This window comes from Microbispora sp. CL1-1, from assembly GCF_012034195.1.
Taxonomy (GTDB): domain Bacteria; phylum Actinomycetota; class Actinomycetes; order Streptosporangiales; family Streptosporangiaceae; genus Microbispora.
Window position 1 is genome coordinate 166,519 of record NZ_JAATEK010000008.1, and the last position, 14,064, is coordinate 180,582.

Annotated in this window: 14 protein-coding genes; 6 read left to right on the plus strand and 8 right to left on the minus strand. The window is 74.2% G+C overall.

Annotated features, from left to right (window positions below):
- Nucleotides 1-10: 10 nt before the first annotated feature.
- The gene (moaA, locus tag HCK04_RS13000; RefSeq protein ID WP_142647424.1) at nt 11-1,000 is read right to left on the minus strand and encodes a GTP 3',8-cyclase MoaA; all 990 of its coding nucleotides are present in this window, start codon (nt 998-1,000) and stop codon (nt 11-13) included.
- A gap of 115 nt (nt 1,001-1,115) precedes the next feature.
- Entirely contained in the window at nt 1,116-1,538 is a 423-nt protein-coding gene (locus tag HCK04_RS13005; protein ID WP_168065886.1) for a YjdF family protein, read from the minus strand.
- 258 nt (nt 1,539-1,796) lie between these two features.
- On the opposite strand from HCK04_RS13005, the gene HCK04_RS13010 reads away from it, so the two are divergent.
- A complete protein-coding gene (locus HCK04_RS13010) occupies nt 1,797-2,129 on the plus strand; it encodes a cupin domain-containing protein (protein ID WP_142647426.1) in 333 nt (110 codons plus the stop codon).
- A gap of 41 nt (nt 2,130-2,170) precedes the next feature.
- Here HCK04_RS13010 and HCK04_RS13015 read toward each other — a convergent pair whose 3' ends face one another.
- Nucleotides 2,171-2,605, minus strand: a complete 435-nt coding sequence (locus HCK04_RS13015; protein ID WP_142647427.1) for a hypothetical protein — start codon at nt 2,603-2,605, stop codon at nt 2,171-2,173.
- Between the two features lie 500 nt (nt 2,606-3,105).
- Nucleotides 3,106-4,236 (minus strand): phosphotransferase, encoded by a 1,131-nt coding sequence (locus HCK04_RS13020; protein WP_205830165.1) that lies wholly within the window; start codon nt 4,234-4,236, stop codon nt 3,106-3,108.
- A 117-nt stretch (nt 4,237-4,353) separates the two neighbouring features.
- Between HCK04_RS13020 and HCK04_RS13025 the strand changes: the two genes are divergently transcribed.
- Nucleotides 4,354-5,508: an RtcB family protein gene (locus tag HCK04_RS13025; protein ID WP_142647428.1), complete on the plus strand. Its 1,155-nt coding sequence runs from the start codon at nt 4,354-4,356 to the stop codon at nt 5,506-5,508.
- Here HCK04_RS13025 and HCK04_RS13030 read toward each other — a convergent pair.
- The 3 genes from HCK04_RS13030 to HCK04_RS13040 all read right to left on the minus strand — a co-directional run bounded on the left by HCK04_RS13030 (nt 5,496) and on the right by HCK04_RS13040 (nt 9,497).
- Nucleotides 5,496-6,839 carry a cytochrome P450 gene (locus HCK04_RS13030; RefSeq protein ID WP_142647429.1) on the minus strand — a complete coding sequence of 448 codons (1,344 nt, stop codon included), beginning with the start codon at nt 6,837-6,839 and terminating at the stop codon, nt 5,496-5,498. The genes HCK04_RS13025 and HCK04_RS13030 overlap by 13 nt on opposite strands.
- Before the next feature lie 99 nt (nt 6,840-6,938).
- Nucleotides 6,939-8,084, minus strand: coding sequence for a cellulose binding domain-containing protein (locus tag HCK04_RS13035; RefSeq protein WP_142647430.1), 1,146 nt, complete (start codon nt 8,082-8,084; stop codon nt 6,939-6,941).
- 219 nt (nt 8,085-8,303) lie between these two features.
- A complete protein-coding gene (locus tag HCK04_RS13040) occupies nt 8,304-9,497 on the minus strand; it encodes a cellulose binding domain-containing protein (RefSeq protein ID WP_168065888.1) in 1,194 nt (397 codons plus the stop codon).
- Nucleotides 9,498-9,651: 154 nt separating this feature from the next.
- Here HCK04_RS13040 and HCK04_RS13045 point away from each other — a divergent pair, with 154 nt between their 5' ends.
- Complete coding sequence (locus HCK04_RS13045; protein ID WP_142647432.1) at nt 9,652-10,671, plus strand: NAD-dependent epimerase/dehydratase family protein; 1,020 nt, start codon at nt 9,652-9,654, stop codon at nt 10,669-10,671.
- A gap of 1 nt (nt 10,672) precedes the next feature.
- Here the strand turns inward: HCK04_RS13045 and HCK04_RS13050 are convergent, their stop codons facing one another.
- Complete coding sequence (locus HCK04_RS13050) at nt 10,673-12,022, minus strand: hypothetical protein (protein WP_142647433.1); 1,350 nt, start codon at nt 12,020-12,022, stop codon at nt 10,673-10,675.
- A 104-nt stretch (nt 12,023-12,126) separates the two neighbouring features.
- On the opposite strand from HCK04_RS13050, the gene HCK04_RS13055 reads away from it, so the two are divergent.
- From HCK04_RS13055 to HCK04_RS13065, 3 genes are read left to right on the plus strand one after another with little or no spacing between them, the layout of a single operon-like run.
- The gene (locus HCK04_RS13055; protein ID WP_185948966.1) at nt 12,127-12,771 is read left to right on the plus strand and encodes a glycosyltransferase family 2 protein; all 645 of its coding nucleotides are present in this window, start codon (nt 12,127-12,129) and stop codon (nt 12,769-12,771) included.
- Nucleotides 12,768-13,430, plus strand: a complete 663-nt coding sequence (locus HCK04_RS13060) for a TIGR04282 family arsenosugar biosynthesis glycosyltransferase (protein WP_221889908.1) — start codon at nt 12,768-12,770, stop codon at nt 13,428-13,430. The genes HCK04_RS13055 and HCK04_RS13060 overlap by 4 nt, the downstream gene beginning before the upstream one ends.
- The gene (locus tag HCK04_RS13065; RefSeq protein WP_221889909.1) at nt 13,427-14,038 is read left to right on the plus strand and encodes a methyltransferase domain-containing protein; all 612 of its coding nucleotides are present in this window, start codon (nt 13,427-13,429) and stop codon (nt 14,036-14,038) included. Before HCK04_RS13060 ends, HCK04_RS13065 begins: the two co-directional genes overlap by 4 nt.
- Nucleotides 14,039-14,064: the final 26 nt, after the last annotated feature.

Below are 14,064 nucleotides of genomic sequence, written 5' to 3' on the forward strand. Positions count from 1 at the left end.
TGCCGGCCCGTCAGCCGCCGATGGCCGACATCGGGCGGGCCGGCTGGAGGAACGCGGGGTCGTCGATGCCGTGCCCGGCCCGCTTCCCCCGCACCGCCGCGACCCACCGCGCCGTCAGTTCCTCGTCCGTGGCGCCCGAGCGCAGGGCCGTACGCAGGTCTGATTCCTCGGTGGCGAACAGGCAGTTGCGGACCTGGCCGTCGGCGGTGATCCGGACGCGGTCGCAGGCGCCGCAGAACGGCCGGGTGACCGAGCCGATCACGCCCACCCGGTGCGGGCCGCCGTTCACCAGGAACAGCTCGGCGGGCGCGCTGCCCCGCTCGCGCGGGTCGTCTTCGGTGAGGTCGAAGGAGTCCTTCAGCAGCCCGAGGATCTCGTCGGCCGTGATCATGTCGTCGCGGCGCCAGCCGTGCTGGGCGTCGAGCGGCATCTGCTCGATGAAGCGCAGTTCATATCCCTGGTCGATGCAGTAGCGCAGCAGCGGAGCGGCCTCGTGCTCGTTGACGCCGCGCATCAGCACCGCGTTGACCTTGACCGGCGTGAGTCCCGCCGCCGTGGCCGCGGCGAGCCCGTCCAGCACGTCGCGGAGCCGGTCCCGGTGCGCCAGCCGTACGAACACGTCGCGGTCCAGCGTGTCCAGCGAGACGTTGACGCGGTCGAGACCGGCCTGGGCGAGCGGCTCCGCCAGGCGGGCCAGGCCGATGCCGTTGGTCGTCAGCGACACCTGGGGACGCGGGCGCAGCGCGGCGGTCGCGGCCACGATCTCGGGCAGCTCCCGCCGCAGCAGCGGCTCGCCACCGGTGAAGCGGACCTCCCGGATGCCGAGCCGCTCCACGCCGATCGTCACCAGGCGGACGATCTCCTCGCCGGTGAGCAGCTCGGGCTTGGGCAGCCAGTCGAGGCCCTCGGGCGGCATGCAATAGGAGCATCGCAGGTTGCACCGGTCGGTCAGCGACACCCTCAGATCGGTCGCGACCCGGCCGAACGAGTCAACCAGCACGTGAGGACCTCCAACCCCAGAGAGCCTCAAGCCTAAGCCCTGCCGTCATGATGGCGACAACCTCGGCCGCCCCGCCGTGATTCCCCCACTCCGGGACGGAACGGATCCCTCGCGATCAGCGGTCGCGACGGCGCTCGATCCGCTTGCTCCGGGCCACCTCGCGGCGGTGCTCGGCCAGCGCGCGCTCCCGCTCACGCCGGTTCACCCGCGCCGCTCCCTTGGCGTTCTCCATTTCGAGCCGCAGCGCCTCCTGGGCCGCCGTGCCACGCCGCGTGACCCGGGCCGCCGCACGGGCGGCGAGCTTGGCCGCCCGCTTGGGATTGACCCGCCGGTCCCCGCGCTCCTCCACGGGTACGGCGGGGGCCGCCTCGGCGCGTTCGAGCAGGGCGACTCCGTGCCGCATGAGGAACGCGTACAGCTCGGGGTCGGTGGGCTCGGAGCCGAGCACGAACCGGGTCGCGCGAAGCTCGCCACCTTCGACGATCTCCAGGACGCCCACCCAGAACGGGTTCTCGAAGTAGACGGACAGGGACACCACGATGCCTCCACAGGTATGCCGACAGGCGGCTTGGCGAAGCCGCTTTCCGGCACACCGGACATCCTCCGAGGCGCCCCGAGGGGGACACGAGAGGCGGATACAAGACCGCCGGCACCGGTCGGAACCGAGAGCGGCGGGTGCCCGGGCTACCGACCGGGACCGCGTTTTCGTGTGCGAAACCCAGCTTAACGACCATGTCTCCGGCACGGCCATCACCTTTCCGGAGCGGCGGGCGGAACGCGGGGCAGACTGATGGGCATGGAGCCGATCTCTCTCGACGCCCGTGCCGGGGAACTCCTCGATCGCGCCGCCACGGCGTCCAGCGGGCGCGCGGCCGACACCGTTTATGGCGGCCACGAGCACGCGCTGCGCCAGACACTGCTCGCCCTGACGGCCGGGACCGGCCTCGCCGAGCACGAGAGCCCGGGTGACGCGACCCTTCTGGTGCTGCGTGGTCATGTACGGCTGAGCAGCGGCGACGCCTCCTGGGAAGGACGCTCCGGCGACCTGCTGACCATCCCGGACGCCCGGCACGCGCTCGACGCCGTGGAGGACAGCGCGGTCCTGCTCACCGTCGTCAAACGCCCCTGAGCACGCCCGCGGCGCGCCCCTCACCAGGCTGCGGTCCGGGGCTAGGCGGCCTGGAGGAGGCAGCCGAGGGCGAGCAGCGACACGACCTTCACGACCTCCAGGGCCACGTAGTAGAGGTGCGCTGTCGACCTGTGCCGCGCCGGGTCCTCTCCGGACAGGACGCGGTCGGACCTGCGGTTGAGCGGCGGGCGTACGACGGCGATCTGGATCGCCAGGACGACGGCGGCGACCACCGTGAGCGCGACCACGACGGGGCCCGGCGATCCGGTGGCGACCGCCACGATCACGACGATGGCCAGCACGGCCTCGGCGGCGTTGAGCGCCCGGAACACGAGCCGGCCGATGCCGAGCCCGATCGGGATCGTCACCCCCGGCGCGCGGAACTTCAACGGCGCCTCGATGAAGGAGATCGCCAGCACCATCCCGAGCCAGACGAAGGTGGCCGCACCGCCCACGGCGGCCGAGACGGAGTTCATCGCCGCGCTCCTCTCGCACATGTGAAACCGGCGGGGGCGGGGCCGGGATCCGGTGAGCCGTCCCACCGGTCATGACGTCCGCCGCCCTCGCCCAGGGTTCCACGCGCGCCCGCCGGTCCCCGATCCAGGGTCACGTGCGGGCGGAGATCACGCACCCCGTCGCTCACCACGACCTCGACGCCCCGTACGCCCAGCGCCTCAGATGCACAGTGCCTCAGATCCCCCGCGCCTCAGATCCCCCGCGCCTCAGATCCCCCGCGCCTCGGATCCCCAGCGCCTCGGATCCCCAGCGCCTCGGATCCCCAGCGCCTCGGACGCCCAGCGCCTCGGATCCCCAGCGCCTCGGACGCCCAGCGCCTCGGACGCCCAGCGCCATAGACCCCGGCGCCATAGACTCCGGCGCCTCGGGTCCCCATGCCCTCATGCCCCTCGGGCGCCGGCCGGCCGGGCCGGGCGCCCCGTCCGATCACGGCGGTTCGATCACGGGGTGGTCGCGGGCGTCATCTCCAGCCGGTCCGTTGCCGCAGCCAGGCCAGGGCCTGCCGGCCCTGGGCGAGCTGGAACGCGCGGAGCGTGGGCAGGCCCGGCGGCGGGGGAAGGCTTCCCCTCTGCAGGAAGTAGCCGGTCTGGGCGGCGAGAACCGCGGTGACCGCGTCGGGGTCCGCCTTCGCCGCGACCGGGTGGCCGTCGAAGACCTCGGCCGGCGGCGGCCCGCCCTGCATGGCCACGCTCGGGAGCATCCCGAGGAGGTCGAACCACGGGGCCGCCAGGCACGCCCAGGGCCAGTCCACCACGTAGACGCGCCCGTCGGCGGTGAGCAGCAGGTTGTCGGCCCGGAGGTCGGCGTGGGCCATCGTGTCGCCCTCCACCGCCCGGTCCCAGCCCGCCTCCAGCTCCGCCAGCCGGTCCAGATGCCGCCGGGCCCACGCCACGTCGGATCCGTCCTCGCCGGGACGCAGGGAGCCCGGCCCGCCCGAACCCAGGCCGCCCGAACCCAGGCCGCGCGAGCCCGGGCCACCCGAGCCCGGGCCGTCCGCGCCGAGGCCGGCAGAGCCGAGGCTGCCCGAGCCGGCAGCCAGGCGCCGCCATCCCTGGTATTCCTCCGCGAGCCGCTCGCCGGCCGACGGCACGGCCACGGGCGCGGGGGTGAGCGTCTCGGCCAGATCGGCCACCGCGCCGAGCACGAGGCCGAGCTCCGCCGCCGTCCAGGGCTGGGCGGGGGTGCGGCCCTCGACGTCCTCGAACAGCAGGACCACCCAGCCGTCCTCGTCGAAGGAGGCGAGCAGCCGGGGCGCGGGCGCCGTGGCCGGCAGCGCGGCGGCCACCCGGGCCTCCGCTCGGTGGATGCCGGGGCTGATCGGGTTCGGCTCGGGCCCGACCGCCTTGACGAAGGCCCTGCCCCCACCGGCGAGCCGCAGGCGGGCCGCCACGCCCGGGGAGAACCTGCCGGGCTGGGTGACGGCCTCGGCCACGTGATCTCCGAGGTGCCGCTCGACGGCCAGCCGCAGGTGCGCGGGCACCGCGGTCCACGGCAGTCGTACGCCGCCGGCGGGCGGGGGCGGGCCGTCACCGGTACGGCGACGCCGCTGCTCCTCGTCCAGGCCGGCGCGGTCCCGGGAATCGTCGCTCATCCCGGCATGATGGGCGACGGGCGGGTAGGGCGGCAAACGACTTTCGCCTCGATATTCGGTTGGGATTCCCGCCGGTGCCCGGCACAGTGGATCTCGACCCAAGAAGGAGTTCCAACCATGCCGAAGCACATCGCCCCGAAGGTGCTGTCCTGGGCGAGCGAGATCGACGACGGGACGATCGACCAGGCCGCCCGGGCGGCGCGCCTGCCGTTCGTGCCCGATCATGTCGCGCTCATGCCCGACGCACACGTCGGGATCGGGGCGACGGTCGGCTCCGTCATCCCGACGGAGGGCGCGATCATCCCGTCCGCCGTCGGCGTGGACATCGGCTGCGGCATGGTCGCGACCGAGACCACGCTCACGGCCGCCGACCTGCCCGACTCGCTCGACCCGCTGATGCGGCTGGTGGAGCGGCGCATCCCGGCGGGAGTGGGCAAGGGGCACGACGACCGGGCGGTGGACCGGGCGCTCGGCGACCTCGGCCGGCCGCACACCGGCCTGACGCCCAAGCAGGAGAACACCGTGGCCTGCCAGTTCGGGACCCTCGGCTCGGGCAACCACTTCGTAGAGGTCTGCCTCGACGAGCGCGACCGGGTGTGGACCGTGCTGCACTCCGGCTCGCGCGGGATCGGCAACCAGCTCGCCACCGCGCACATCAACGGCGCGAAGCGGCTCATGCGCAGCCTCGGGATCGGGATGGAGGACTACGACCTCGCCTACTTCACCCAGGGCACCCCGGAGTTCACCGCGTACATCGAGGACATGCTGTGGGCGCAGCGCTACGCGATGGCGTCGCGGGCGCGGATGGACAAGGTGCTGAGCGATGCGCTGTTCCGCGTCGTCGGCTCCGGCGCCCGGGTCCGCACGATCAACTGCCACCACAACTTCACGCAGCTGGAGGTCCATGACGGCAAGGAGCTGTGGATCACCCGCAAGGGCGCGATCAAGGCGGACACCGGGGACGAGGGCGTGATCCCGGGCTCGATGGGCACCCGCTCCTACATCGTGCGCGGGCGGGGCAACCCGCTGTCGTACAACTCCTGCTCGCACGGCGCGGGGCGCAGGATGTCGCGGAGCCGGGCGAAGCGCGAGCTGTCGGCGGCGTCGCTCAAGGAGGCGATGCGCGGGCGGACCTGGAACGCCGACCGTGCCGCCGCGCTGGTCGACGAGCACCCGGAGGCGTACAAGCCGATCGACCAGGTGATGGCGGACCAGAAGGACCTCGTGGAGGTCCGGCACACGCTGCGCCAGGTGTTCAACTACAAGGGATGAACCGCCGGGCGCGGCCGTTTCGCCCCCGCCGTCTCGGGGGGCGCGGCCGCCCCGGCCGGCCGCAGGACGAAGCCGCTCGCCACCCGGGCAGGGATCCGGTAGGGCGAGATGGTGAGGTCCTGCTCCGGCACGGTGTAGTCCAGCTTCGCCAGTCGAGGAGCGAGGGCCTTCAGCAAGCCCACGGCGACCGGCTCTCCCGGGCACCGGTGGCCGGTCACCGGGTCGCCCCCGCCCTGCGGGATCAGGTCGTACGGGCCGATCCCTCGGCCGATGAAGCGCTGCGGGTCGAAGGTATACGGGTGCGGCCAGAGCGCCGGATCGTGGTTCTGGCCCCAGATGTCGAGCAGCACGAGCCAGTCGGCCAGGATCTGCTCGCCCTTCCAGGTGAGGTCCTTGACGGCCGTTCCCGCCACGAACGGCGCGAACGGGTAGAAGCGCCGCACCTCATGGGCGAACGCCTCGGCGTACGTGCCGTCGGTGTCCTCGGTCAGGCGGACCCGGGTGACCTGCCAGTGGTGCAGCGCGTGCGCGGCGAACGTGACGAACCAGCTCACCGCGACCGTGGGACGCACCAGGTTGAGCAGCTCGACCGCGGCGATCCGGGGTGCGAGCCGCTCCCCGTCGGGCTCCAGGTGGCGGGCGACCACGGCGAGCGCCGAGGTGTCCGGCACCCGCAGGGCGCCGCGGCGCACCTCCCCGACCAGTCCCGCCAGCCACGCCTCGCGGCGCTTTCGGGCGGCGCGGGCCCGCCAGTGCCGCGGGCCCGGTGACCCGAAGCCGTCGACCAGCGCGACGAGGTCGCCGGCGAGGGGCCCGGTTTCCTCCTCGGCGAGCGGGATGCCCGCCCACCGGCACGCACCCCGGGTGAGGACGCGGGCGGCCTCGTCGAAGAGCACGACGTCTCCCCTGCCGTGCCACGTCGCCACCGCCGCGTACCACGCCGCGGTGGCCTCGCCCACCAGGGAGGCGACGCTTTCCGGCGTCATCAGGGACATGAACATGCCCTTGCGCGCCCTGTGCGCGGCCTGGTCGAGCGTGTGCACCGCGCCGTGGCCGAACAACGTGCTCTTGATCGGCTCGGGCAGCGCGGGTGCCCGCTGGACGTGGTTGTCGTCGTAGAAGAACCTGACGGCGTCCGGCCCGCGCAGCACGACGGCGTCCCGGCCCATCAGCCGGGTGCGGGCCATCGCTGCCTGGCCCATCTCTGTCTGGGCACTCTCTCCGTGGCCCATCTTTCCCTGGGCGATCACTCCCTGGGCCTCCCGCCAACGGGCCGGCAGCCAGGCGTAGCCCTCGAGCAGCAGGAGCAGCGTGGTGTCGAGCAGCGGCATACGTCCTGACTGCCCCCGCCTGTCCGCCGGAAACGGACACCGCCCGCCCGGCCGGAGCGGACGGGCGGGGCAGGACGGGCGGGGCAGGATGGACGGCGGTCAGCCTTGGATACAGGTGCCGCCGTTCAGCCGGAAGCCGGTGGGATCGGGGTTGGCACCGGTGTGGCTGCCGTTGAACCCGATCTGCAGGGACCCGCCGCCCTGGATCACCGAGTTCCACGGCATGGCCACGGCGGTGACGTCCTTTCCGGACTGGGACCAGGTGGCCGACCAGCCGCTGGTGACCTTCTGCCCGGCGTCCGGGAGGACGAAGCGCAGCGTCCAGTTGTCGATCGGCGTCTGGCCCAGGTTGATGATCGTCACGCTTGCCGAGAAGCCGCCGCTCCACGACCACGCCGTGTATTCGATCTTGCAGTTGACCGGCGGCGGCGTGTAGGTGGGATAGCCGCCGGACGCCGTGGCGATCACCACGTCGGACGGCGGGCTGACGTTGCCGGCGGCGTCCTTGGCCGCGACGAAGTAGGAGTACGACTGGCCGGTGACGAGGTTGCCCTCGGTGAAGTACGTGCCGATGGACGTGCCCACCCGCGTCCAGCCGGTGGCGGTGCGCCGGTAGACGTCATAGCCGACGACCCGGACGTCGTCGGTGGACCCCGTCCAGCACAGCGAGGTCCCCTTGAAGTCGGGAATGCAGTTGGGCCGCAGTCCGGCAGGCCTGGTCGGCGGCGTGGTGTCGTCAGGGGCGGGGGTCGGCGTCGGTCCCGCGCCGAGCGCCGGGGCGCTGACCAGCGCGCTGGGCGGGCTCACGTTGCCCGCGGCGTCCTTGGCGACGACGTAGAACGTGTAGGTCCGGTCCCCGCCGCCCAGCCCGGTGACGACGGCCGTCGTACGGGAGGTGGAGGCCACCGAGACGAAACCGTCGGCGGTGAGGAGGAACACCTCATATTCGGTGACCCCGGTGGCGTCGGAGGACGCGGTCCAGCACAGGCCGACCGAACCCTGGAAGCTCCCGCTCGGCGGCGGGGGCGGCGGGCACGCCCGCAGGTCCCCCGGCCCCGTCGGCGGCCTCACGTCCGCTCCCGGCGAGGCCGAGGGCGACGGCGAGACCGTGGTCAGCATGCGGACGGCGTGCATCTGGGCCACACTGCCCGCGAGCACGGGCGGCGCGGTGATGTTGGCCGCCAGCAGCGCGGCGGCGACGGCGCCCGCCGCAACCCATCCGGCAGGCCATGACAGTCTGGGCACAGCTCCCACCTTCCGGAGACGAAGTCCGCCAACGATGTAGCCCGGATGATCGGTCGGCCGAGGGAACCGGTCAAAGGACCGGCCGCGTCCCCGCCGGTCGTTCCGCAAGAACCGTGAAAATTTCAGCCGAGCGGCCCGGGTGGCGAGCACAACGGCCGGCCACCGGGCCCTCTCACCACGGCCCGCCCCACACGGAGGCGGGCCGTACGGCGGCGGGGATCAGCTCACCACGCAGGTGCGGAGGTTGAGGGTGAAGCTCCGGGGATCGGGGTTGGCGCCGGTGTGGGTGCCGTTGAACCCGATGTGCACGGACGCACCGGGCTTGATCGTCGCGTTCCAGTCCGCGTTCACGGCCGTGACGTCCCTGCCCGACTGGGACCAGGTCGCCGAATAGCCGCTGGTGAGCTGTTGTCCCTGCTCGGGGAAGGCGAAGCGCAGCTCCCACCCGTCGATGTCGGCGGAACCGATGTTGGTGATCTTCACATTGGCTCCGAAGCCGCCGGGCCACGTCCAGGAGTCGTATTCGACCCGGCACGTCGCCGCGGGGGTCGGGGAGGCCGAGTGGGTGGGGTAGTCGCTCGGCACCGTGGAGGTCACCAGGTCGGACGGCTCGCTGACGTTGCCGGCGGCGTCCTTGGCCACGACAACGTAGACGTACGAGCGACCGGGCGAGAAGTACATGTACTGCTGACCCGGGACGTTGCTGTAGCCGGCCTCGGTGAAGGACCGAGCCGTGGCGGGCAGGTCTCTGGCCACCCGCGCCCAGCCGGTGTCGGTGCGCCGGTAGACGTCGTAGCCGGTGACCCCGACGTCGTCGGTGGACCCCGTCCAGCACAGCGACGTCCCGTTGAAGTCGGGCACGCAGTCGCCCTGCAGCCCCGTCGGCTTGGTCGGCTGCGTGGTGTCGGTCGGGGCGGGGGTCGGCGTCGGTCCCGCGCCCAGTGCCGGGGCGCTGACCAGCGCGCTCGGCGGGCTCACGTTGCCGGCGGCGTCCCTGGCGACGACGTAGAACGCGTAGGTCCGGTCGCCGCCCAGCCCGGTGACGACGGCCGTCGTCTGGAAGGTGGAGGCCACCAGGACGAAACCGTTCGCCGTGAGCATGTACACCCTGTATTCGGCGACCCCGGTGTTGTCGGTGGACGCCGTCCAGCACAGGCCGACCGAACCCTGGAAGCTCCCGCTCGGCGGCGGGGGCGGCGGGCACGCCCGCAGGTCCCCCGGCCCCGTCGGCGGCCTCACGTCCGCTCCCGGCGAGGCCGAGGGCGACGGCGAGACCGTGGTCAGCATGCGGACGGCGTGCATCTGGGCCACACTGCCCGCGAGCACGGGCGGCGCGGTGATGTTGGCCGCCAGCAGCGCGGCGGCGACGGCGCCCGCCGCAACCCATCCGGCAGGCCATGACAGTCTGGGCACAGCTCCCACCTTCCGGAGACGAAGTCCGCCAACGATGTAGCCCGGATGATCGGTCGGCCGAGGGAACCGGTCAAAGGACCGGCCGCGTCCCCGCCGGTCGTTCCGTAAGGATTGTGAAACTTTCACCTGGGCAGGGCGCCGATACCGTGGCGAGATGAAGATCGTGGTCACCGGCGCGGCCGGTTTCATCGGGAGCGGCGTCGCCGGGTTGCTGCGCGACGCCGGGCATGAGGTGCGAGGATTCGACCTGCGCGGCGGCGAGGACGTCACGGTGGGCGACGTGCGGGATGAGGACGCCGTCGCCCGCGCGGTCGCCGGAGCCGACGCCGTGGTGCACCAGGCGGCCAAGGTCGGCCTGGGCGTCGACGTGTCCGACCTGCCGGCGTACGTGTCGGTCAACGCCCTCGGGACCGCGGTGCTGCTCGCCGCGATGGCGCGGCACGGGGTCTCCCGGCTGGTCCTGGCGTCATCGATGGTCATCTACGGCGAGGGCGTCTACGACTGCGCCGAACACGGCCGGGTGCGGCCCGGCCCCCGGGCCGAGAAGGACCTGGCCGAGGGGCGGTTCGAGCCGGTGTGCCCGCGCTGCGGGCGCCCCCTGTCGCCGGGAACCGTGGACGAGGACGTCGCGCCCGATCCGCGCAACGCGTACGCCACGAGCAAGCTCGCCCAGGAGCACCTGGCGGCCAACTGGGCCCGTGAGACCGGCGGCGTGGCGGTCGCCCTGCGCTACCACAACGTGTACGGCCCGGGGATGCCTCGCGACACTCCCTACTCCGGGGTGGCCGCGATCTTCCGGTCCGCGCTGGAGGCGGGGCGGGCGCCGCTGGTGTTCGAGGACGGCGGCCAGCGCAGGGACTTCGTCCACGTCGGCGACGTCGCGGCGGCCAACCTCGCCGCGCTGGACACGCTGGAGGCCGCCCCGCCCGGCCGGCTCCGCGCGTACAACGTGGCCAGCGGCGAGCCCCACACGATCGGCGACCTGGCCGAGGCGCTCAGCGTGGCCCGGGGCGGACCCGCGCCGGAGGTCACCGGCCGCTACCGGCTGGGCGACGTCCGGCACATCGTGGCCTCCCCGGACCGCGCCGCCGCCGACCTCGGCTTCCGGGCGCGGATCCGCTTCGCCGACGGCATGCGGGAGTTCGCCCACGCCCCTCTCGGGACGGCCGGCTGAGTCACCAGGGAGATTTCACGAAGCCCTGCAGCAGCAGGCCCACCACCGCCTGCACCACGAGCAGGCGGCGGTCGCCCTCCCGGCCGGTTCCGGTGCGTCCGGCCGCCGCGGCGACCCACAGGGCGTACGGCAGCCAGATCCGCTCCACCTCGCCCCTGGTGACGCCGCTGACGTCGAGGGCGAGCACCGCGACCAGGGCCGCCATCGGCAGGATCCGGTCGCGGGCACGTCCCTGGGCCACGAGGCCGGCGGCGGTGGCCGGGCCGGTCACCAGGGCGAGCACGGCCAGGTTGGCGACCAGGAAGTACAGGTAGGGCCGTTCTGCGCCGGGATCGGCCGCCCACTCGGCGTGGGTGGCGAGCACACCGGCCGGCCACCAGAACCCCCCGGCGGCGAACAGCGCGCTCACCGCGGCCATCCCCGCCAGGCAGGCGGCCACGGTCGAACGCGGCACCCCCACCACGAGCGCCGCGACGAGGGGGACGAGCAGGAACGGCACCATGCCGTAGCTGAGGTAGGGCAGCGCGCCCAGCGCCAGCCCCGCGCCGAGGCCGAGCACCACCCGGCCCGCCCGGCTCCGCGCGCCGAGCACCAGCAGCGCCGTCCCCCACGCCCCCACGCCCGCGAAGAACGCGTCCATGGTCGTCGCGATCCACACCGCCGCCGGGCACAGGGCGAGGTGGGGCAGCACGCGCCGGGCCGCGTCCTCCCCCGCGACGCGCCACACGGTCAGGCCGATCGCGACCGTGGCAGAGCACCCCGTCACGACCACGAGGAGGGCGGCCCAGAACGGCCCGGGCAGCCCGATGGCCGCCAGCGCCCACAGCACCAGCACCGGCAGCGGCGGATGACCTCGTACGTGCGTGGGATAGGCAGGCAGATCCCGGGTGAACCCGGCGAGCCAGCCGAGGGGATCGTCGCCCACGGCCCCGAGCCCGGCCAGGTACTCCTGCGGGTGGGTGAACGGCCACGCCAGCCCGTCCCCCGACACCGCCAGCAGCACCGTCCACGCGAGCGACGCGGCGAAGGCCGCGGCCGGCGCCGCGCGCATCGGCGGGTTCGCGGTCAGCCGGGGCAGCACGGGGACCGCGACCGCGGCGAAGACCACGGCAGGAAGCAGCGCGGGCGTGGGCAGGCGCGCCAGCGCGTGCAGCGGCGGCAGGTGGTCGATGCGCAGCACCCCGCGGGCGTGCAGCAGCCCGCCTACCGCGAACGCGCCCACCACCAGCGCCGCCCAGACCACCAGCGCCCGCTGCCGGGCCGTGAGCGCCCTCCACCGCGCCGCCGGCGCAGCCCGTCCGCCCGCCGGCGAGCCCTGCCGCTCCGCCGGCGCCCCCTGTCGTGCCGTCACGACCGCCACCGTAGGCGCACCGTGGCCGCCGTCCGGACCCTCTGGGCAGCCCCGTAGTCACTTCGTAAGAACTCGGCGGCCCCCTGGGCTCTAGCTTCTGCGGCATGCAGATCGATGTGGTGCTTCCCTGCCTCGACGAGGCGGCGGCGCTGCCCTGGGTGCTCGGCCGCATGCCGGACGGCTACCGGCCCATCGTGGTGGACAACGGATCCACCGACGGGTCGGCCGAGGTCGCCGCCCGGCACGGCGCGCTCGTGGTGAGCGAGCCCAGGCCGGGCTTCGGCGCCGCCTGCCACGCGGGCCTGGAGGCGGCGACCGCCCCCGTCGTGTGTTTCATGGACGCCGACGCCTCCCTGGATCCCCGGCAGCTTCCGTACGTCGCGGAGGATGTGGTGCGCGGCGACTCCGACCTGGTGCTGGGCCGCCGCAGGCCCGTCACCGCGTCGGCCTGGCCCGCGCACGCCCGGCTGGGCAACCAGGTGCTCGCCTGGCGGCTGCGCCGCCGCACCGGCGCGCCCCTGCACGACCTCGGCCCGATGCGCGCCGCCCGCCGTACGGCGCTGCTGGACCTGGGCCTGCGGGACCGGCGGTTCGGCTACCCGCTGGAGATGGTGCTGCGGGCGAGCGAGGCGGGCTGGCGCATCGGCGAGGTCGACGTCGACTACCTGCCGCGGGTGGGCCACTCGAAGGTGACGGGGACGGTCCGCGGCACCGTGCGTACGGTGCGCGACATGTGGCGGGCGGCGTGACGCCGGCCACGGGCGGGGCCGCGGCGCAGCTCGTCGTGATCGCCAAGTCGCCCGTGCCGGGGGCAGTGAAGACCCGGCTCACGCCGCCGTACACGGCTCAAGAGGCCGCCGCGCTCGCGGAGGCGGCACTGCGCGACACCCTGTCGGCCGTCGCCGCCACCCCCGCCGCGCGCCGGGTGCTGGCCCTGCTCGGCGAGCCGGGGCCCTGGCTGCCCGCAGGGTGCGACGTGGTCGCGCAGCGGGGCGGCGACCTGGCCGAACGGCTGACCGCCGCCTTCGCCGACGCGTGGACGGCCCTTCCCGTGCCGGTCGTGCTGATCGGCATGGACACGCCGCAAGTCACCCCCGCGCTGCTGAGCGAGGCGGTGCGGCTGCTGGACGGGCACGACGTCGTGGTCGGCCCGGCCTCCGACGGCGGGTTCTGGCTGCTCGGGCAGCGCACGCCCGATCCCGCCCTGCTGGACGGGCTGCCGATGTCCCGGCCCGACACGGGCGCGCTGCTGATGGAGCGGATCCGCGCCGCGGGCGTGCGGACCGCTCTGCTGCCCGAGCTGACCGACGTGGACACCGCCGCGGACGCGCACGCGGTGGCCGCGCGGATCCCCTCCTCGCGGTTCGCGGCGACGCTGGCCGCCCTCGGCGCGGACGTCCCCGCGTGATCGGCCCGCTCTACGCCGAGTCGCTGGACGGCGCGCGAGTCGAGGTCGAGTCGGCCGACGGCGGCACCTGGCCGCTGGAGGCGTGGCGCTGGCTCCACGACGCCGAAGGGGACGAGGCCATGCTCGCCCGCTGCGCCGACCCCACGCTCGACGTGGGCTCGGGACCGGGGCGGCTGACCGTGGCGCTGACGAGGCGCGGCGTGCAGGCGCTCGGCATCGACGTCACCCCCCGGGCCGTACGGCTCACCCGCCTGGCCGGCGGGCGTGCCCTCTGCCGCGACGTGTTCGGCCACGTGCCCGGAGCGGGCCGCTGGGGCACCGTGCTGCTGGCCGACGGCAACATCGGCATCGGCGGCGACCCCGACGCCCTGCTGCGCCGGGCCCGCGAGCTGCTGCGTCCCGGCGGCGAGGTCGTCGCCGAGCTCGACCCGCCCGGCGCCGCGACCCGTACGGAACGGGTGCGGCTGCGGCGGGAGGGCAGGGTCACCGGGTGGTTCGCCTGGGCGCGGGTCAGCGTGTCGGACATCGGGCCGCTCGCCGCACGCACCGGCTTCCGCCCCGTGGAGGTGTGGACCGAGGCCGGCCGCTGGTTCTCGGTCCTGGGCTGAGCTCCGCGCCCCTCCACGGCCGAGGC

Excerpts from the sequence above, each read along its gene's own strand:
- HCK04_RS13010 (WP_142647426.1), top strand. The coding sequence starts at position 1,797 with ATGGAGCCGATCTCTCTCGACGCCCGTGCCGGGGAACTCCTCGATCGC.
- HCK04_RS13015 (WP_142647427.1), bottom strand. The coding sequence starts at position 2,605 with ATGAACTCCGTCTCGGCCGCCGTGGGCGGTGCGGCCACCTTCGTCTGG.
- HCK04_RS13055 (WP_185948966.1), top strand. The coding sequence starts at position 12,127 with ATGCAGATCGATGTGGTGCTTCCCTGCCTCGACGAGGCGGCGGCGCTG.
- HCK04_RS13045 (WP_142647432.1), top strand. The coding sequence starts at position 9,652 with ATGAAGATCGTGGTCACCGGCGCGGCCGGTTTCATCGGGAGCGGCGTC.
- HCK04_RS13025 (WP_142647428.1), top strand. The coding sequence starts at position 4,354 with ATGCCGAAGCACATCGCCCCGAAGGTGCTGTCCTGGGCGAGCGAGATC.
- HCK04_RS13030 (WP_142647429.1), bottom strand. The coding sequence starts at position 6,839 with ATGCCGCTGCTCGACACCACGCTGCTCCTGCTGCTCGAGGGCTACGCC.
- HCK04_RS13020 (WP_205830165.1), bottom strand. The coding sequence starts at position 4,236 with ATGAGCGACGATTCCCGGGACCGCGCCGGCCTGGACGAGGAGCAGCGG.